Source organism: Pseudomonas sp. G1002 (genome assembly GCF_013385455.1).
GTDB lineage: Bacteria > Pseudomonadota > Gammaproteobacteria > Pseudomonadales > Pseudomonadaceae > Aquipseudomonas.
Window position 1 is genome coordinate 1 of record NZ_JACAPY010000019.1, and the last position, 17,753, is coordinate 17,753.

Below are 17,753 nucleotides of genomic sequence, written 5' to 3' on the forward strand. Positions count from 1 at the left end.
AAGCGGCGCCCATCGGCTACAAACCGAAGCCCATCAACTACAGCAACCAGATGCCACCGGCGCCGAAGCCGTTTGTTCGGCGGCGAGTTGAGGCGACTCCCCTGCCCCTGCACTCGAAAGATATTCGCCAGCAGGAACGCGACGAACTCGCTGAGCGCATCCGGGAACTGGGCACCACGCACACGCAGACGGAAGCATCGATAGCCCTGGGCCTGAGCCGGCGCACCCTCTACAGCTTCGCGAAGGAGTACGGCATTACCTTCAAGAAGCCGACCCGGGGCGGTGCCAATGGCGCAGTTCGAAGCGAACAGGTCCAGGCCCGCGACGCGAAGTACGCCGAGCGGATTCGCGTCTTCCTTGAGCTGGGCATCACCCGCCGCCAGTGCTGCGGAAAGCTGGCGATCGGCAACAAGGCCTTCGAGCGGATCATCGCCGCCCACGGCATCGACTACCCCAAAGCGCAACGTGGCAGCACTTCATGCGCCGCATAGCCCGCACCCAGCAACGCAAACGTCAAACCTGGCTCGCACTGCCGGCCAGCGGAATAGAAGAGGTAGGCCATGGCAGCCGCGCAGAAAGAACGATCAGCAAAGACTGCGGCGAGGCGAAAGACTCGCGGCGAGGAAGAATTGCGACTCCACACCATGGCCGGCACACGCCAAGCCTTGGCTGACCTGATGGCCTGGAACGGAATCGAGGAACAGGGCGAGGCCATGACCTTGATGATTCACCACCTGCACGGCCTGGGCCCGGCGGGATCAGCTCCGTTTCTCGCACCGCCACGACACGAATACGTGATACCCGAAAACGTGTCGGCAAAATTACAGCTCGCCTACAACCGCGAAGCCCTTCGCATCTGCCACGACGAATAACCCACCCTACTTTCTGCATCCGGTAGCTGGAACGCGTCAAAAGTTAGCGAATACTGACGTCGACCTCTTGGACCATCTCACCTTCATCAAAAGCCACAGCGCGCACGAATGCCACTTGAATGTGAGGGTTGTTCTTGCGGAACTCCTCGTCCAAATAGGCTTGGGGCTCGCAGAACTCAAGCACCTGCAGATCATCACCACGTCGCTTGATGCGGTTGAAGGTAACCCCGCCATCGAATTGAAGCTCATCCTCGGGATTTAGGTTTCGCAACTGGTACTGCAAATCGCCAACAGTAAATTTCTGATCGCTCATTCGAATCGCTCCTTGATCCGGCTCTATACCGGTCACCCGTAATACCCCAACTGAAACCAATTTGCCACTACGGGCAAAGCAGGTAGCTCCCGTTCAGAACAAATTACCTGGCTGAATTCATGCTCTTGGCTCGCTCCAAAGCCATTGGCTCAACTTCGGTGAATGCCTGCGCCTCAGATTCCCAGTTCTCTGATGCGTGTTTAAACACTCCGGCAACGCCAGGGGCGCCCGTCGTGGTTACAAACACTGCCGAGGTTGGTTTTCCGTCGACGTAATCATCGAGGGTGATATTCACCTCGATTTGACCGACTCGAACAGTTTTTGATTTCCCATTTTTTGCAGTCACAGCTTTCTCCTTGATCCGGCTCCATGCCGGTCATCCATAAACCGACAGCGACACAATGACGACTGGCACCACTGATTTGCTCTGGCCGAAATACAAATTCGTATTAAAACCCAAAAAAATTAGTCACCCGATTTTTTTAGAGTAGGTGGATATTGGATGCCGACCAGATTTAATATTTTCCAAAGTACTTTCAACGATAGGCCTGAAGGCATCAGATTGATAGAAGACCGTTAATACTTCCAAAGTGTTTTGAGCGCTGCCTGAAAAGGTAAATCTAGAGGCGTTAAATTCACATGTATCCATCTGAAACGACCTTTCGCCGTCAATAACAACTTCACTCCCATCAAAACTACAAGAGACAAATCTTTTTCCCGAAGCAAAAACCCGCTCAACACCAAATTTCATACCGGAAATTAGTTCAATAGGCTTCTCCCTATTAGATCTTGCTCGACTGCTATAAATAATCCAACCAAAAAAAATTGATAGAACAAAAAACAAAGCAAGCCAAATTGGTATTGTTACTGTTTTTGAAAGATAGTCACGATACAAGTCATTCCAGCTCACCATGAGACCTGCAACGGTTGATAGGAAAGTAAAAATAAACATAACCACAATAACAATCGGGTTCTTTGTAAGAAACTCAGAAATACCTTTAAGCATTAATAAACCCCACTGTCCAGATCAAGATTAGGTAATTTTACTACCTTAATACCCCATATCAACAAATCACGCCAGCCGGCGAGGCAGGCGCACGCTTGGAGATAACCCATGAGCACCTTTGCAGTGTTTGGAATGACCCTCGATGTCGCCAAGACCGAGGCCCGCAAGAAAACGGCCGGCACCCGGAAAAACCCGAAGGCGCCTGGCGGCGTCGAGCCGATCCCGGAAGCGGAATGGCTTGAGCTGGTCGCAAAGCGCGCCCAAAAGATCTGGGGGGGGGTACGGTCCGCCAGCTCTCGCCGCTGTTCGACGCGCCGCAGTACGCCGAGCAGTTCATTGAGTTGGCTCGCACGACCCTGAGGTGCCGAGACATGCAGATCAGGGCCAAGGCCGTGCTGGTAGACGCTAAGGGCAAGCCGATCATCAACCCGAAGACGAAGGTGCCAAAGGTTGGGTTTTCAGAATGGCCGCCCAAGCTTGAAAGCCAGGCGGTATAGTCGGGCTAGACCGAGAGTTGTTTCTTGTCTCGCGTTTTTGCTATATCGAGCGCGGTGACCGCAATGGATTCGTGATGGCGCAGTTGCTCTGTTACGGAGATGAGCGAAGCCGTATCAAGAGGCGTTCTCCGCAACTTTTCACAGGCTATTCTAGCGAACTCTGCCCCTACCTTTAGCTCATTGATCATTTCGATTTTCGCTGTTGCTAAATCGGTAATCGAAAACTGGCTGAGAGCCTCCAAATTCGGAGCCCAGTGAAGATTCAGGCCCAGAGAAAAATATTCTTTTAGGGGTTGATCGCTATTGCTAGAGCGGGCCTCTATAAGCACTTTGCAAAGATAGTTTAGGTGCGTGATCTGACTGCGCGCGAGTTTTTTGAATATTTCTCGGATCTGTTCGATACGTTCTCGTTTTTCTTTCAGCTCAATATCTTCCCGAGCTTTTTGCTCGCTACGACTCACGTAAACAGCCCCCCAAATCGCGGCTATTGATCCTACCGCTTGAACCCAGCTGGCAAGTTCGCTGCTTGTAAGCTTGAAAAGAGCAATTACAAATATCAATGCCATAACAGACACGGCATTTGAAACAGAAAGCCAGGGCTTGAACAGCTCCTTTCCATAATCGTTCAGCATTCCACATCCCCACCTGACGTTTGACCGGTAAATATACCCGGCGAGGCCTCCCATGTCCGCACAACAGATCGACGAAAAGAAGCTTGAGCGCGCGATCCGCAAGATCAAGCACTGCCTGGCACTGGCTCAGAGCGCCAACGAGAACGAAGCTGCGACCGCACTCCGGCAGGCCCAGGCATTGATGCGCGAGTACCGGCTGACTGAGATGGACGTGAAGTTGAGCGACGTGGGTGAGGTCGAGTCGTCCCTGTTCCGTGCCAAGCGTCGACCAGCATGGGATCAGCAACTGAGCATTGCTGTGGCAGACGCATTCAGCTGCACCACCCTGCGGCGCCGGATGTGGTGCTCCGCGAAAGGCCAACTCATTGAGTGTGCAACATTCGTCGGCGTTTCTCCGGCCCAGAACATAGCTCTGTACGCGTATGAGGCACTGCACACCAAACTCACCCAGGCCCGCAAGACCTACTGCTCAGGAGTTAGATCTGGCATCCACCGCAGTCAGTATTCAGCAGAAACTGCCGGTGACCACTTTGCGCTGGCGTGGGTCTGGGAAGTTCAGTCGAAGCTGAAAGCGCTTGTGCCTCAGGGCGATGACGATTCCCTCGGGCATCCAGCAACCGGCCAAGACCTCTTCGCGATTCAGGCTCAGGACAAGGCGCTGATTGGCGAATATCTCGCCACCCAGGAAATCGGGAAATCGAGGAAAGGAAAGTCCGTGGAAATGGATATGAACGCCCAAATCGCCGGAATGCTCGCCGGGCGAAAAGTGGAGCTGCACGCCGGCCTCGCGCGCGGCGGCAACGAAACCCTCGCCTTGTCCGCAAGCGCATAACTCCCCCCACTCCACCGCCCGGGCATGGCCCGGCAAGGACTCCCCATGCCCACAGAAAACAAAGTCGTCGCGCCGCTGCAGGTAGAGCGATCAACAGTCACCAAGCTAGTTATCACCGGCGCGCCGAACCTTGACCCGATCACCGTCTTCCTTGAGGACCTGGCCCCATGCAAGGGAAAGATCACCGTCAGTTGCTAGGGCAAGAGCTGGACGGCCTACTGGGGCGGCATGTGGGATGGTCTGAGCATCAGGCAGTTCTTCTGCAAGCTGAGCACCGGCTACATCATCGGCTACTTCGACCAGGCGATGAGGCCACGGCAGTTCAGTGGTGAAGCGCTTGCAAGGGAAGCGCAGCGCCTCGTCCTGAAAGAGCGCCGCCAGTTTTGTTATGGCGCCGACGAGACCCGCGAGCGGTTCGATGAGGCAGAAGATCTGCGCGAATCGCCATCAATCGACCATCTCCACGGAGCGCACAGCGAACTGATGACCAAGCTTTTCGGGCATGAGTGGTGGCACTTGACCAACGATGCTACTGAGCCAATCCCCGATTACACCTACCTTGAACGGATCATCCAAGCGGTCCAGCAGGCGCTACGCCAAGAACAGCAGCAGATGGCCGCATGAAGCGGATCTACAAAATCCTAGTACAAAAAAAAGGCCGCCGAATCCGGCAGCCTCGTGTGCTTGATTGCAGTGTTTACTTACAGCCAATCCGCGCCGGCAATTGCCCTTGCTTCGACTTCAAAGCTGTCTGGACGGCCTGAGGCAAATTGCTCCAGAACGTGAGGCCTGATCGCTCCTCAATCTGATTCACGGTCACTTGGTAGTCGCAGAAATTGGCGCCCTTTGGTGTCTCCTGGTTCATCACGAACGAGGCATAGACACCACCCTCTGGCGAGCTGCCGACGAAGATGATTTTCCAGTACCCGCTAGGGATCGTGTGCACCTTGTTTGTGCCTGGCAGCGTGCCGACGAAATGCTCATAGAGCGGCCCGGTAGCGACGAACACCTGATCAACGCCCGCCTCTTTGCTGAGGTTGCGCTCTTGGTCCTCAAGTCGCGCCCAGGGCCCCTGGTTGAGGTCAGCCTTTTGCGGGGTGATGTTCGACAGATAGTTGAGGGTTTGCCAGTCAGGAACGCCTGCCATCGAAGCCAGGTTGGCCTGGTGGCCACGGTCAACTTTGAGCGCAACGTTGGCACCGTTGTAGTCCACCGGATCGAGCGTTTCACCGGCGGGAATATCCGGATCGGTCTTCCAGTTGCGCGGGCGCCCGCTTGCCGGAGTTTCCTTCGTGATTTTGTAGGAGACCCAGTTCGCAAACTTGGTCGAACCGTTGTTGTTCAGCGTGTACGACTGGCGATTCAGCGTCATCGGACTGCCACCTGTTGGGCACCCCACTGAACAGTTATCGAATTGGACTGCTTGAACAGCCTGAACGCGCGGTGCGCTTTCAATCTGGGCCCCACCCTCTCGGGTTCGGTCAGTTGTGGTACAGGCCGCAACGAACGGGATCAGCAGAAACGCGAAATTTCTCAACTTAATACTTCCTTGCATGGTGTAGCTCCTTTGGGTGAAACGATTACATCGGGAAATGGAAAATCAGCCCTGCGGTTCCTCCGCGAGCTGACGGGAACATTGAAACATATGAACGTTTCATTTTGGCGCTCGTGAATACCCATGACCGGGTAACAGCGGCCGCTTGAAGTGAATCAGAAGAGATGACCGGCAGGCCAAGGCGTTGAGTTAGTAGCCCAGAGGAAGGGAGTTGTTTAACTCGCGGCTAAATGCGACAGCCTACCGATCAATGCCCACAGCTGGAGGGCCCGCTCCAACGGAGTAATAGAGCGTCTGCCGCGCAGCACCCCAACAACGAATATCTGAAATGCATGCGCGACATGTCATTTCTAGCACATCCCACGGTCTCGTCTAGGCCGATTTTAAATAACCCCCTCCCCCTTCAAAGTCAGCCGCTATAGCGGCAAGGAAAAGTGTTGCCGATGAAAGCTCTTTCCATTCGCCAGCCTTGGGCCTGGCTTATCGCAAACGGACACAAGCACATCGAAAACCGCGACTGGCCGACAAGGTTTCGCGGCAGGTTTCTGATCCACGCGTCGAAGGGCATGACGCGGCAGGAGTACGACGACACCAAGGACTTCGCGAACTCAATGGGCGTCGAAATCCCGGCCTTCAACGAACTGGAGCGAGGCGGCCTGGTTGGAGTAGCTCACCTCTACGATTGCGTAGACCAGGCCGAATCTCCGTGGTTTTTTGGAAAATACGGCTTCGTTGTCGACTCGGCAGATCCGATTCAGTTTGTGCCATACAAAGGCAAGCTCGGTTTTTTTGAAGTACCCGAAGATCGGGTGACGCCATGATCGCCACCCCCTGGCTCGCCTACGTCTTCATCTACAAGGGGCCGAGGCCATGAAACAGCATCGCGTATTGATCGGTGACTGCATTGAGTCGATGCGGACGCTGCCAGACAAGTCAGTTCAGATGTGCGTGACCAGCCCGCCCTACTACGGCCTGCGGGATTACGGCGTGGAGGGCCAGATAGGCCTGGAGGAAACGCCGGCCGAGTTCATCGGGCGCCTGGTCGAAGTGTTCCGCGAGGTGCGCCGAGTACTCCGCGACGATGGTACGGCCTGGGTGAATATGGGTGATAGCTATGCCGGCTCCCGCTGCGGTGGCAACAGTCAGTCAATTACCGGCGTCGGGCGCGATGAAAGCGTTACAGCTGCCAAGGCCCGCCGCACCGTTGCCTCCCGCCGTAGGGATAATGAAAGCGTTCCGCGCAGTGACTACGCCGTACCTGGGTTCAAGCCCAAGGACATGATGGGAATGCCCTGGCGCTTGGCCTTTGCCCTGCAGGACGATGGCTGGTATCTGCGCCAAGACATCATTTGGCATAAGCCAAATCCAATGCCGGAGAGTGTCCGCGACCGCTGCACTAAGGCTCACGAGTACATTTTTTTGCTGAGCAAGTCGGCGAAGTACTACTACGACCAGGCGCCAATCCTTGAACCATGCTCACCCAACACCCACAACCGCCTCTCACAAGACGTTCTCTCGCAGATCGGGAGTGAGCGCGCCAACGGCGGGGCCAAGAGCAACGGTAACATGAAGGCGGTGGCCAGGAAGTCAAACGGCGTGGGCTGGGGTCACGGTACCGACAGTGAAGAAAGAGCGCGGGGGCGAATCAAGGACAACGATTCGATGAACTCAGCCCTCGCCGTTATGCCCACCGAGCGAAATAAACGCAGCGTATGGACTGTGCCGACGCACAGTTTCAAGGGCGCACACTTCGCCACCTTCCCGCCTGACCTGATTCGCCCATGCGTCCTGGCCGGCGCGCCACTCGGCGGCATCGTGCTTGACCCTTTCGGCGGTGCCGGTACGACGGCGGTGGTCGCCATGCAGGAAGGCCGCAGATCAATCCTGTGCGAACTGAACCCGGAATATGCCGCAATGGCTGAGCGGCGTATCGCAGCAGCCTGGCTCGACGGCGCGGCGCAGATGGATGTCTTCCGCGACACAGCGCAACACCCAGCAGCCTAACCCCAATCCCCCTACATACTTGCCGGTGAGAGGCTGGTGGGATCACGGAAGCTGACTATCAACCCAACGCTCTGCCGCTGACATTGCTTCGTCCAATGCGGCTGGGTAATCGGCCCACGGCCCTGAAAGCTCAGCTGCGACTTCACCCATTCCGTGTATGTCCACGGGTTCGATGATTGTCGCTGATGCCGGCACCGGGTCGTTCGGCCTTTCCCAGACGAACTTCAGGAATACCGTGTGACCTCGGTACTCATGAGCAATCGGCACATCCAGATTATGTGACACGCGTCCTCCCACAGGCGCAACGAATCGAACACCTGTTGTACACCCATCCAAAGGGTTGAGAAACCTGAGCAAAAAGCCATTACTCCATTCCCCTACATGCCTGCCGGTGAGCGGCGGGCGAGGTATCCCTATGTCCGAAGAAAAGAATGCATTCCGCGAAGCCGCTATCGAAGCGATCTCGGATATGGCGCAGCACATGCCGCTCGATTGCGAACTGCTGGTGGTGGCCTGCCGCCCAGGCAAGAAAGACTTTGACCTGGTGCTGCCTTCGCCCGAATCGAACTTGAACAACGCGCTGGATGCGCTGCGCCGGAACGGCCTGAGCATCGACGGTGATAACGCCTACAAGCGTGACCTGCTGGACTGCGTTGTCGGTGCCCTGGCCACTGGCGCGCAAAACTCCAACCCGCCACCTGCCGGACACTGGGGCCAGCGCTTCTGGGATATCGGCCGGGAGGAACGCGCCAGCAGCGAGCAACTGCTGAAAGCTCTCATGGCGCTCACCCAGATAGCGGGCGAATGCGAGCAGATCGCCAGCAACTACAGCGGCACCATCGACGGAATCTTCGAACACGGCGGCGACGACCACGATGACCCGAGCTGCGCGATCTTCCACCGCCTGTACTACGCCATGTTCGACGCCCGGGCCGCAATCAAGAAAGCCACCACCTAACCCACCTTCTGCCGCCCAGCGCGGCAAGGACACCACATGTTCGCAATGAAACTCACCCTGATCCTGCTGGGCGCTTTGCTGTACCTGGTCGGCAGCGGCTGCTGGTTCTTTTGGCTCGGCCCACGCCTTCTGGCCGACGGCGAAACGGCCGACATCCTCTACGCCTTCGCCGGCACCTGCGGCTGGATGCTGATCACCTTCAGCCTGGTCATTCACATCATCAAGACAGCCCGGCCCACGGCGGCCGGTGGGAGGTAGTTATGGACGGTATTCACTTCCTGTCGCATGAAGAGGTTTGCACGCTTACCGGCGCGAAAACGAAAGCAGGCCAGGTGCAAGTTCTCAAAAGAAACGGCATTCGCCACACCATCAAACGCAGCGGGTGGCCTTGCGTCATCGCATCTGCACTCACTGGCGAGGCTGCCGGCGTGATGGAAAAACCGAAATGGCAACCGCGGCTGGTGGGGTAGATGGGACGAAAACCAACCCGGCCTGGGAGCATTCCCCGGTTACGCGAAAGGAAGCGTGGCGACACGACGTATTACCTTTACGACACAGGCGGGACGCCACGCAAAGAAATACCATTGGGCAAGGACTACGGGCTGGCAATTTTGGAGTATGCAAAGCTCGAAAAAAGCCGTGTATCCCAGGCCATGGCGCAGGATGTACTGACTTTCGCCTATGTCGCTGAAAAATACATGTTGGAAGTTGTTCCAACTAAAGCGCCGGCGACGCAGAAAGACAACGCCAGAGAGCTGAAGCAGCTACTTGCCTTTTTCAATGACCCACCCGCTCCGCTGGAAGCTATTGAGCCTCAGCACGTTGCCCAGTACTTGAGACATCGAGGAAAGACCGCACCTGTTCGTGCAAATCGCGAGAAAGCGTTGCTCAGCTCGATCTGGAACTTCGCCAGGACCAGCGGCTACACGTCCTTGGCCAATCCCTGCGCCGGTGTTAAAGGCAATAAGGAAAGCGGACGTGACATCTACGTCGAAGATGAAATGCTCGCGATGGTGTATTTGCACGCAGACCAGCCGCTGAAAGACGCGCTTGATCTGTTCTACCTGACAGGTCAGCGTATCGCTGACACCCTCAAAATGGATGAGCGCGATATCAGGGAAGATCGCCTTGCTGTGCAGCAGGGAAAAACCAAGGCCAAGCGACGAATTGAAATCGTTGGGGAGTTGAAGGTTGTGATCGACCGAATACTGGCCAGGAAAGACAGCCATAAAATCCGGTCCAGCAAACTCATCGTAATGGACAACGGGCAGCCCATGACCAGCAGTATGTTACGGGGGAGATTTGATGCTGCGAGAGAAGCTGCTGGCGTAAAAAAGGCAGACTTTCAGATGCGGGACCTGCGCGCAAAGGCTGGTACCGATAAGGCGGAATCAAGCGGAGATATTCTGCAAGCCAGAGATCAGCTTGGGCACACAACCGTGGTGATGACAGAGAACTACATCCGCAAACGCATCGGCAAAAAAGTTACGCCGACGAAGTGAATTGCGGAAAGGAGAAGAATATTGCGGAAAAAAACTAAGAGCCAGCCAAGCCCTAAAACCCAGCAAACCCTTGAATATGATGGTGCCCGAAGCCGGAATCGAACCGGCACGCCCTTACGAGCGGGGGATTTTAAGTCCCATGCGTCTACCAGTTTCGCCATTCGGGCGGTAGCGCTATGCAGCAGGCCAAGCAGCGTTAAAAGCCCTTGAGCGTTGCAGCAGGCTAGGGAATATATAGATCAAGCCCCCTCGATGCAAGGTCGGGTGCGGGCTTTTTCAAACAATCAAGCGGCGCCCTGGCAAACAAAAAAGCTCGCCAGATCAGTCATCTACAGATTTTGCAGGCGGGAGTGGGCAATGGCGATACCGACCGCTTCACCAGGTGCCGCACCCGTGCCCCACGTGCATCAGGAAAAATAAGTCATTACCGCAATAACCACTGAAACCCAAACCAGGGTCATCAAAAACGACAGCGCAGCCAATGTCTTGCCCATTTGCCTACTCGCCCCGATGAAATCACTTCAAGGAACCCTCCCAGCGCCGCTTGAGAATAGCCACGCACGACGCAGTTCGCCTTCAACCTCCCACGAAAATCGTGGATACGATACTCCACGCAAAAGGTTAGTTCCTTCAGCAGTCCCGCCCACACGTTACTGAGCCGCTGTTTATTCCCTGATACCTCAAAATGATCATCCCCGGCTTTCCTGCTCCTGCAGCGCCCCGGCCCATCTGATACGCTTTTTTCTTCTGCATCTGCCCCTGTATCGAAAACCGCCCTGCCCTGACAATACTCCCACTCCCGACACGCCCGTGGAGCCCGGCAGGAACCGTCCTGCCGGCCCGTTCATTTCGGAGGCCTTATGGCTAAGATGGCATTTTTCCTGTTCGGTTTTCTTGCGCTGACCATCGCAATTGGTCTGCTGGCCACCATCTCACCGGTCTAGGATCCATGGCCTGCTGACGCAACCCGCTGGAGGTCAGAGGGCGTGTCAGCCGGCAAAAAACATCGGATACAACGACAGCACCAACAGCCCCGCCATCGACCAGTTGAACATCCGCAACCAGCGTGGCTCGCGCAGTACATTGCGCAAGCCGCTGCCACAGCCGGCCCATACGCAAACACTGGGCAAGTTCACCAGGGCAAACACGGCGGCAATCAACAGCACGTTGGTGACATAACCCTCGGCAGGCGTGTAGGTGGTGATCGCGCCCAGCGCCATGACCCAGGCCTTGGGGTTGACCCACTGGAAGGCCGCCGCGCCGAGAAACGTCATGGGTTTGCGCTTGTTATCGGTGTCATCGGACATCGCGCTGGACGTTGCGATTTTCCAGGCGAGGTACAGCAAATACGCCGCCCCCACATAACGCAATACGGTGTAGGCCCACGGCAACGCCTTGAACACTTCTCCCAGGCCCAGGCCCACGGCGATCACCAACAACATGAAGCCAATGCTGATCCCCAGTGCATGGGGGATCGAGCGAATAAAACCGAAGTTCACCCCGGACGCCAGCAACATGGTGTTATTGGGACCTGGGGTGATTGAGGACACAAAGGCGAACAGCGCGAAGGCTGAAAGCAGGCTTGAAGACATGAGCATGGCGCGACATCCGAACGAGTACTGTGGCCGTGACAGTAGAACGTTGCGCCAGCCTGCGCCCCGTACAGCTACGGGTAGATACGGTCATACACTTCGCCAGGCCTGCCAACAAGCGCCCTCCAACCAAACTGCCATTGGTTTGCCTTCATTGATCGGTATACTTGCGCCCTTCTCTGCACTGCACACTGTGCTGAACACATCCTGAAAGGACACTCGATGAGCAACTACCTCGACCGCGCGCTGACGGGCCTGCGGACCCTGGGCATCAATCTTCTGCAGCCGGTTCCAGATGCACCGGTACTGGTATTGCTGGACCGCGTGGCCCAGTACGACACCGCCAAAGTCACCGCTATCGCTGCCGTGCTGCAACAGTCGACCACCTTTAACAGCGTGGTTCGCGAGCAGATCGCCGGCATGGATATCTCCACGCGCTTCATGGACATCACCCAGAGCTTCACCTCGATTCGCGAAGACGCTGCGGCCATGGCGGGCTGGATGGATGATGGGCGCCTGGATACGCTGGAGAAGCTCAAGCTGAGCTGGATGAACCTGCGTCGTGGCTCGATCCCCAGCCGCTTCAACGAGATCCGTGAAAACTACTTGCAGGTGTGCAAGTCGGCCAATGACCAGATCTCCCGGGAAACGGTGATTCTGGAAGCTTACCTGGACTTCCGCATGGCCATGAAAGCGGCCGAGGTCGATGCCCAACAAGTGCTCGCCCTGGCCGGCCAGGTCCTGGAGCAGCGTACCCAGGCGTTAAACGAGGCCAACGCCCAAGTAACGGCTGCCGAAACCCTGGCGCCGGCCGAACGCGCGGCCTTGGAATTGCGCCGTGACGAAGCCGTACGCGCGCTGCAGGACGAAGACAAGCGCTACCAGATCGTCAAGGACATCGCCGATGACCTCAAGGTCGGCTACAACACGGCCGAAATGGTCTTCGCCCGGATCAACCAGGTGCATGTGATCAAGGAGCGCCAGTACCAGCGCATGGTCTCGTTCTTCTCTACCAACGAAGTGGTGTTGACCGGCCTCGCGGTGTCGTTCACCAGCAACAGTGGACTGGCCGAAGCCACCAACACGCTGAACGCCACCACCGAGGGCATCAGCAAGGGCCTTGAAGCCCTGGGCAGCACCGGCAACACCCAATTGGAAGCGGCGGTCAAGGCCAGCTATGGCTCCACCATCAAGGTCGACTCGGTGCGCGCCTTGGCCGACGCCACCCTGAGCTTCCAGACTGACATGCACGGCCTGACGCAAACCTACCGCGCTGAATCCAGCAAGGCGTCCCGTGACATCGCCGAAGCCGTCGAAGAGGCCAAACGCAAGTTCGCCGCATTGCTGACCAAGGCCGCTTGATGAGCGACATTCTTCTCTCCGAACAACTCGGCGCGATGGCGCTGGTGGATCAACTGCGCCACCAGCAGATGGCGGTGGAAAAGGACTTGAGCCTGCCCCAACGCCGCGCAGAAGTGGCGGCGCGCATCCGCGAGTATTACCAGAACAACGGCATTCAATTTACCGAAGCGCAGATCGATCAGGGCGTGCGCGAATTCTTTTCCAAACGCCTGGTGTTCGAGGCCCCGGAACTGAGTGCGCTTGACCGCTTCTGGAGCAAAGTACTGCTCAGGCGGCATCGCGGCATACTCGTCATCCAGCTCATCGCGGTCACCTTGCTGGTGGTGCAATGCAGCCGGGTGATGGTCGCCAGACACGAGATCCAAGAGGCTCAAAGAGCGGCCATCGCCGTCGAGACGAACGCGGCACAAAAACAATCAGACATCGCCCACCTGAAGGCTCGCTTGAGCGCCGTGCAACAGGACCCGGCCTATATTGAGGGCGGCGACCTGTTCAGTGCCTTGCCCCGACTGAATACCAAGGCCGAACATGCCCTGGCCATGGTCGATACCTCCGGGGTCGATTACGCCAGTGAGCAGATCGGCGTGCTGGAGGCGTTTTTAGCCAAGGTCAAGGCAGTCCAGCCGATGACCGACCAGCTCAACGAGTTGACCCGCAAAGTCGCCGACATTCACCTGCCCGCCGCCGACAGTAAAGCGACGCGGGGCATGCAGGCCGAATTGGTCATGATCAAAGACCTCATCGGGAAATTCGAAATCGAAAAAGCCGGCGGCCAACTCAGGGCCCTGCGTGCCAACACCGAACTGATCCCCAAGGAGGTGACCATTCGGGTTGTCGACCGGCCAGGCACGCCGTCCGGTGTCGAGCGCTGCTACGACAAGGCGCTGTGTAATTCCAATCCTGGTTCGACCCAGGGCAAGAGCTGGTATTTGGTTGTCGAAGCCGTCGACCTGTCGGACAGACCGGTTCTACTGCCTACCGTCAGCAGTGAGACCGGCACCGGCGCCTGGGCCAGCCAGTTCGCTGTGCGGGTACCGCAGGCCGAATACCTGAAGGTCAAGGCCGACAAACTCGACGACGGCCACCTGACCAACCGTGTAGTCGGCCGCAAGCCAGCCGGCAGGATGGAAGTCACCTACTTGAGCCAACGGACCACCGACCCGCTCGAAACGATATTGGAGTGGTGAAGACATGACGCCTGACACCCTGATCGGCATCACCGAACGTAACTCCCGCAACGCCGAGCTGAGGATTCGCACGGCCGAGCAACACCTGTCTGAACTGCTCGGCGAGCAACTGGCGCTGGAGCAGGACATTACCCAGCGCCTGGGTAAAATCGCGGCCCTGCACCTGGACCAGGGCAACACGCAGAACGAGCAAGTCGCCGCCGCCCTGAACCTGCGCCAACAGTCCCAGGATCTGCTCCACCAGCAACTGCGCGACGCTGAGCAGACCGTGGCCCAGGCGCTGGCGGGCAAGGAAAAACTGCAAGCGCGAGCCGAAACCCTCGACCAGCAAGCCCGGCAATCCCTGGAACAAAACCCCGACTACGCCCGCCAGGTCGAGCAACTGGACCTGGCCCAGGCCGCCCACCGAGAACACGTCAGCGGTTATGAAGACTTGCGCCAGGAGTGCGCACTGAAGCGTCCGACCTTTGATACCAACCTGGTCTACGTCTACCTGCGCGGACACGCCTTCGGCACCGACCAATACCGGCGCAACCGCCTGAACCGCTGGATGGACAACTGGCTGGCGACTAAGGTGAACTACCTCGCCAACCGCAAGAACGAGCTGAGCCTGATCGCCCTTGGTGAGCGAAACGAGGCCTTGCAGGCCGAGCGCATCGCCCTGATCAGCACCTTGAGTGCCAGCGTCGATGCGCAACTGGCTCAGGCACGTGACCAGTTGGGACAGGCCTCAATTCAACCCGAGCTCGACACCCTGCAACGCGTAGTCGACAACGCCAAGCGCCAGGCCAATGCCATCCAGGAAAAACTCGGCAGCTACTCACGCAACGAAGACCCGCAGTACCAGCGCGCACGCCAGTTGCTCACTGACCAGTTGAAAACCCGCAGCATCGGCGAATTGATCGACCTGGCCAGCCACACCCCGGACGACGCCGACGACCTGATCGTCGAGCAACTGCAAACCCTGAACCTGCGCTTGAAAGCGGTGGTACAGCAACTGGCGGATACCCAGGAAGAGGCCGTGGTACACCAGAACAGCTACCAGCGTGCCAAAGACCTGGAGCGCAAAGTTCGCAACGATGCGTTTACCGGCCGCGATGTTTATTTTGACCTGTCGACTGACTTCGAGCGTCTGGTAGAGAGCTACATGACCCAGGGTGCAACCCTTGGCCAGGTTGTGGATGTGCTTAGCCGGGGCCTTAAAATCGTGCGCCGTAGTCAGGTAGCGGCAGGGGCGACGCGAGGCTATGTCAGCGCATCGATCAGCCCTGTCGTCCTTGGCGTCGCCACCGTCGAAAGCAGCAATAACAACACGGCCAGCTTTACGACGTCAGGCAGTACAGGCGGCGGCAGCTTCAGGACGACCGACAGCTTCTAGCCTGGCGCGAAGCAAATCCGGGACTTCCTCGTTGCTAGCTGTCAGACAACGAGGAAGTGATCTGCGCAATCGCATCCTGATCCAGCCCGTCCAGCGTGCGGTAGTGGTTGATGATCAACGTCTCCTTGTCACTCAGGGTGGCCTGGTTGATAACCGCCCTTTCCCCCGTCAACACGTAAAGCACGTCCACGCCTTTATGCCGGATGGCAATCAGGTAATCGGACTTGGGCGCCCGCGCGCCACTTTCGTAGTGCACCTGAGCATTCGCACCCACACCGCCAATCGCACCAAACTCCTGTTGGGAGAGCCCCAGGATCTTGCGTTCCTCTTTCAGGCGGATGCCGAGTTTATCGTCCATGGCGGGTACCTCAATAAACGTGTTTAACACCCACCATACGCTTATGCGCAGGAGCGGGGTCCATTCATTCGGGTGGCTACCTATTGCGTGCGCACGAAGGCGAACATATGCGGCACGTAATCGGCCTTGCCGAGCGGCACACCGTTATGGCGAAGGATGTTATAGGCGGTCATCAGGTGAAAATAGAACTGTGGAATGGCCCAATTGACCGCGTATTCGTAGGCAGTCATGTCGAAAATAGTACCGTCGGGAAGTTCTATCGAGATAGCGCGCGCTCTGCTGTCGATGAGTTCGCGATCTGCAGAGGCAAGGGCTTGCAGGGTTTGCTCGATCAACCCACGCGCCTCGCTCAGGGTTGCGGGTGTGCTCAGAACCGGCAGCGGTTGATGGGTGAGACGCTGGACCGATTCCTGGGCCTGGGTGCACACAAACCGGATTTGCGTTGCGAGGGTGTGCATGTCGGGCGCCAGCCGCGCGCTCAGCAGGTTTCGCGGGTCATAGCCCAACTCGCCGGCATGCGCCTCGCCTTTGGACAAAAGCCCCTTGAGCGAGCGCAACATCTGCGCAAAGCAAGGGACGGTGATTACATAGGTCGACATCGTTCTTCCTTGACTGGATGCTGAGCGTGGGAGCATGCCATGGGCACGGTCTGCGCGGCTAGCCGGCAAGCTTCATGCAGCTTCACGTGACGTCAGCGGCGAGCCGACTTACCTTGGCCGCCCGCCCCTCTTACTGGTGTAGAGCGTGCTAAAGATCGCCACCCTTGCCGCCGGCTTTATCTGCCTGTCGATGCTGCCTGCTGCCCAGGCGAGTGATGGGTTCTACGTCAACCCGCAGTCCACCGCCGCACAGTGGGTCCAGCAGCACCCCGATACGCCTGCCACTGCAAGCATCCGCTCAACCATTGCCGAGGTGCCCAGTGCCCTGTGGCTGACCGGCACCAGCCAGGCCATAGGAACGCTGGCCGAGCGCGTCAATCGCTATGTAACCGCTGCCGCCAGTGCTGATAAAACACCGATTTTGGTGGCCTATAACCTGCCCCACCGCGACTGCAGCGGTGGCGCCTCGAAGGGTGGCGCACCGGCAGCGGCGGAGTACCGGGGCTGGATAGACCAACTGATCAAAGGCATTGGAGACCAGCCGGCGCTGGTTATCTTGGAGCCGGACGCACTGGCAGACCTGCAGTGCCTGGACAAGGACAAGCGCGCCGAGCGGCTGGGGCTAATCAATTACGCCGTATCGGGGTTCAACCAGCGCGCACGCCATGTCGATGTTTATCTGGACGCTGGCAATCCAGGCTGGAAATCCCCAGGCGCCATGGCCGATGCGTTGAATGCAGCCGGGGTGAAACAGATTCGGGGGTTTGCCCTGAATATCGCCAACTTCTACACCCTCGCCCAGGTGCGCAGTTATGGTGATGCCATCAATGCCAGGTTGTTAAGCGAATACGCCTATACAAAAGCCGTGGCGGTGGATACCAGCCGCAACGGCAATGGTGCGAATCCTGGAGACTGGTGCAACCCGGTGGGGCGCAGACTGGGCATGCCACCGCAAGTGCTTTCGCCACGGTTGGTTGCCCTATGGATCAAACTCCCGGGCAATTCGGACGGTGCGTCTTCGACGAAAACCGATTGTCATGAAGGCCCGGCGGCAGGCACCTTCAGTGCCGAACTGGCACTTCGCCTGATTGATGGACACTAACGGC

At 57.6% G+C, this 17,753-nt stretch carries 25 protein-coding genes and 1 tRNA gene; 17 read left to right on the plus strand and 9 right to left on the minus strand.

All coding sequences use genetic code 11. The annotated features are described in order from the left end of the window. The coding region (locus HX801_RS09160) for a hypothetical protein (protein WP_177021927.1) at positions 1-491 on the plus strand (491 nt) is incomplete at its 5' end. 69 nt (positions 492-560) lie between these two features. Continuing rightward, entirely contained in the window at positions 561-872 is a 312-nt protein-coding gene (locus tag HX801_RS09165; RefSeq protein WP_177021928.1) for a hypothetical protein, read from the plus strand. A 43-nt stretch (positions 873-915) separates the two neighbouring features. Here the strand turns inward: HX801_RS09165 and HX801_RS09170 are convergent, their stop codons facing one another. From HX801_RS09170 to HX801_RS09180, 3 genes are all read right to left on the minus strand, one after another. Next, positions 916-1,185, minus strand: coding sequence for a hypothetical protein (locus tag HX801_RS09170; RefSeq protein ID WP_177021929.1), 270 nt, complete (start codon positions 1,183-1,185; stop codon positions 916-918). 103 nt (positions 1,186-1,288) lie between these two features. Next, positions 1,289-1,531 carry a hypothetical protein gene (locus HX801_RS09175; protein ID WP_177021930.1) on the minus strand — a complete coding sequence of 81 codons (243 nt, stop codon included), beginning with the start codon at positions 1,529-1,531 and terminating at the stop codon, positions 1,289-1,291. A 123-nt stretch (positions 1,532-1,654) separates the two neighbouring features. Then, positions 1,655-2,191, minus strand: a complete 537-nt coding sequence (locus HX801_RS09180; protein WP_177021931.1) for a hypothetical protein — start codon at positions 2,189-2,191, stop codon at positions 1,655-1,657. Between the two features lie 108 nt (positions 2,192-2,299). Here HX801_RS09180 and HX801_RS09185 point away from each other — a divergent pair, with 108 nt between their 5' ends. Together HX801_RS09185 and HX801_RS31990 are read left to right on the plus strand one after the other, a co-directional pair. Further along, positions 2,300-2,551, plus strand: coding sequence for a hypothetical protein (locus HX801_RS09185; protein ID WP_177021932.1), 252 nt, complete (start codon positions 2,300-2,302; stop codon positions 2,549-2,551). A gap of 11 nt (positions 2,552-2,562) precedes the next feature. Then, positions 2,563-2,688: a hypothetical protein gene (locus tag HX801_RS31990; RefSeq protein ID WP_256344233.1), complete on the plus strand. Its 126-nt coding sequence runs from the start codon at positions 2,563-2,565 to the stop codon at positions 2,686-2,688. 5 nt (positions 2,689-2,693) lie between these two features. Here HX801_RS31990 and HX801_RS09190 read toward each other — a convergent pair whose 3' ends face one another. Beyond that, on the minus strand, positions 2,694-3,320 hold the full coding sequence (locus tag HX801_RS09190; protein WP_177021933.1) for a hypothetical protein: 627 nt from the start codon (positions 3,318-3,320) through the stop codon (positions 2,694-2,696). 52 nt (positions 3,321-3,372) lie between these two features. Here HX801_RS09190 and HX801_RS09195 point away from each other — a divergent pair, with 52 nt between their 5' ends. The 3 genes from HX801_RS09195 to HX801_RS09200 are packed head-to-tail and all read left to right on the plus strand — an operon-like array spanning position 3,373 to position 4,776. Further along, positions 3,373-4,152, plus strand: a complete 780-nt coding sequence (locus HX801_RS09195; protein ID WP_177021934.1) for a DUF2786 domain-containing protein — start codon at positions 3,373-3,375, stop codon at positions 4,150-4,152. Between the two features lie 45 nt (positions 4,153-4,197). After that, positions 4,198-4,350 carry a hypothetical protein gene (locus HX801_RS32260; protein ID WP_371316183.1) on the plus strand — a complete coding sequence of 51 codons (153 nt, stop codon included), beginning with the start codon at positions 4,198-4,200 and terminating at the stop codon, positions 4,348-4,350. Positions 4,351-4,380: 30 nt separating this feature from the next. Beyond that, a complete protein-coding gene (locus tag HX801_RS09200) occupies positions 4,381-4,776 on the plus strand; it encodes a hypothetical protein (RefSeq protein WP_371316182.1) in 396 nt (131 codons plus the stop codon). Between the two features lie 73 nt (positions 4,777-4,849). Here HX801_RS09200 and HX801_RS09205 read toward each other — a convergent pair whose 3' ends face one another. Continuing rightward, positions 4,850-5,707 (minus strand): DNA/RNA non-specific endonuclease, encoded by an 858-nt coding sequence (locus HX801_RS09205; protein WP_102368918.1) that lies wholly within the window; start codon positions 5,705-5,707, stop codon positions 4,850-4,852. Positions 5,708-6,150: 443 nt separating this feature from the next. Here HX801_RS09205 and HX801_RS09210 point away from each other — a divergent pair, with 443 nt between their 5' ends. The 6 genes from HX801_RS09210 to xerC all read left to right on the plus strand — a co-directional run bounded on the left by HX801_RS09210 (position 6,151) and on the right by xerC (position 10,171). Continuing rightward, positions 6,151-6,528: an ASCH domain-containing protein gene (locus HX801_RS09210; RefSeq protein WP_177021935.1), complete on the plus strand. Its 378-nt coding sequence runs from the start codon at positions 6,151-6,153 to the stop codon at positions 6,526-6,528. A 49-nt stretch (positions 6,529-6,577) separates the two neighbouring features. Further along, a complete protein-coding gene (locus HX801_RS09215) occupies positions 6,578-7,711 on the plus strand; it encodes a site-specific DNA-methyltransferase (RefSeq protein WP_177020023.1) in 1,134 nt (377 codons plus the stop codon). A gap of 415 nt (positions 7,712-8,126) precedes the next feature. Continuing rightward, positions 8,127-8,669, plus strand: a complete 543-nt coding sequence (locus HX801_RS09220; protein ID WP_256344234.1) for a hypothetical protein — start codon at positions 8,127-8,129, stop codon at positions 8,667-8,669. Positions 8,670-8,705: 36 nt separating this feature from the next. After that, on the plus strand, positions 8,706-8,927 hold the full coding sequence (locus tag HX801_RS09225) for a hypothetical protein (RefSeq protein WP_177021936.1): 222 nt from the start codon (positions 8,706-8,708) through the stop codon (positions 8,925-8,927). A 2-nt stretch (positions 8,928-8,929) separates the two neighbouring features. Beyond that, positions 8,930-9,139, plus strand: a complete 210-nt coding sequence (locus HX801_RS09230; RefSeq protein ID WP_177021937.1) for a DUF4224 domain-containing protein — start codon at positions 8,930-8,932, stop codon at positions 9,137-9,139. Then, positions 9,140-10,171, plus strand: a complete 1,032-nt coding sequence (xerC, locus tag HX801_RS09235) for a tyrosine recombinase XerC (protein WP_102368912.1) — start codon at positions 9,140-9,142, stop codon at positions 10,169-10,171. Positions 10,172-10,251: 80 nt separating this feature from the next. Here the strand turns inward: xerC and HX801_RS09240 are convergent. Then, positions 10,252-10,338: transfer RNA gene (locus tag HX801_RS09240), tRNA-Leu, on the minus strand. 822 nt (positions 10,339-11,160) lie between these two features. Beyond that, entirely contained in the window at positions 11,161-11,769 is a 609-nt protein-coding gene (locus tag HX801_RS09245; RefSeq protein WP_177021938.1) for a LysE family translocator, read from the minus strand. A 216-nt stretch (positions 11,770-11,985) separates the two neighbouring features. Between HX801_RS09245 and HX801_RS09250 the strand changes: the two genes are divergently transcribed. The 3 genes from HX801_RS09250 to HX801_RS09260 are packed head-to-tail and all read left to right on the plus strand — an operon-like array spanning position 11,986 to position 15,690. After that, positions 11,986-13,125, plus strand: a complete 1,140-nt coding sequence (locus tag HX801_RS09250) for a merozoite surface protein 3b (protein ID WP_177021939.1) — start codon at positions 11,986-11,988, stop codon at positions 13,123-13,125. Next, entirely contained in the window at positions 13,125-14,312 is a 1,188-nt protein-coding gene (locus HX801_RS09255) for a DUF6384 family protein (RefSeq protein ID WP_008435073.1), read from the plus strand. Before HX801_RS09250 ends, HX801_RS09255 begins: the two co-directional genes overlap by 1 nt. A 4-nt stretch (positions 14,313-14,316) precedes the next feature. Beyond that, a complete protein-coding gene (locus tag HX801_RS09260; protein ID WP_177021940.1) occupies positions 14,317-15,690 on the plus strand; it encodes a hypothetical protein in 1,374 nt (457 codons plus the stop codon). Between the two features lie 34 nt (positions 15,691-15,724). On the opposite strand, the gene HX801_RS09265 is transcribed toward HX801_RS09260, so the two are convergent. Together HX801_RS09265 and HX801_RS09270 are read right to left on the minus strand one after the other, a co-directional pair. Beyond that, positions 15,725-16,048 carry a helix-turn-helix domain-containing protein gene (locus HX801_RS09265; RefSeq protein ID WP_003207700.1) on the minus strand — a complete coding sequence of 108 codons (324 nt, stop codon included), beginning with the start codon at positions 16,046-16,048 and terminating at the stop codon, positions 15,725-15,727. A gap of 80 nt (positions 16,049-16,128) precedes the next feature. Beyond that, positions 16,129-16,647 carry a DUF1993 family protein gene (locus HX801_RS09270; RefSeq protein ID WP_177021941.1) on the minus strand — a complete coding sequence of 173 codons (519 nt, stop codon included), beginning with the start codon at positions 16,645-16,647 and terminating at the stop codon, positions 16,129-16,131. Positions 16,648-16,792: 145 nt separating this feature from the next. Here HX801_RS09270 and HX801_RS09275 point away from each other — a divergent pair, with 145 nt between their 5' ends. Next, positions 16,793-17,749: a glycoside hydrolase family 6 protein gene (locus HX801_RS09275; protein ID WP_177021942.1), complete on the plus strand. Its 957-nt coding sequence runs from the start codon at positions 16,793-16,795 to the stop codon at positions 17,747-17,749. Positions 17,750-17,753 lie beyond the last annotated feature (4 nt).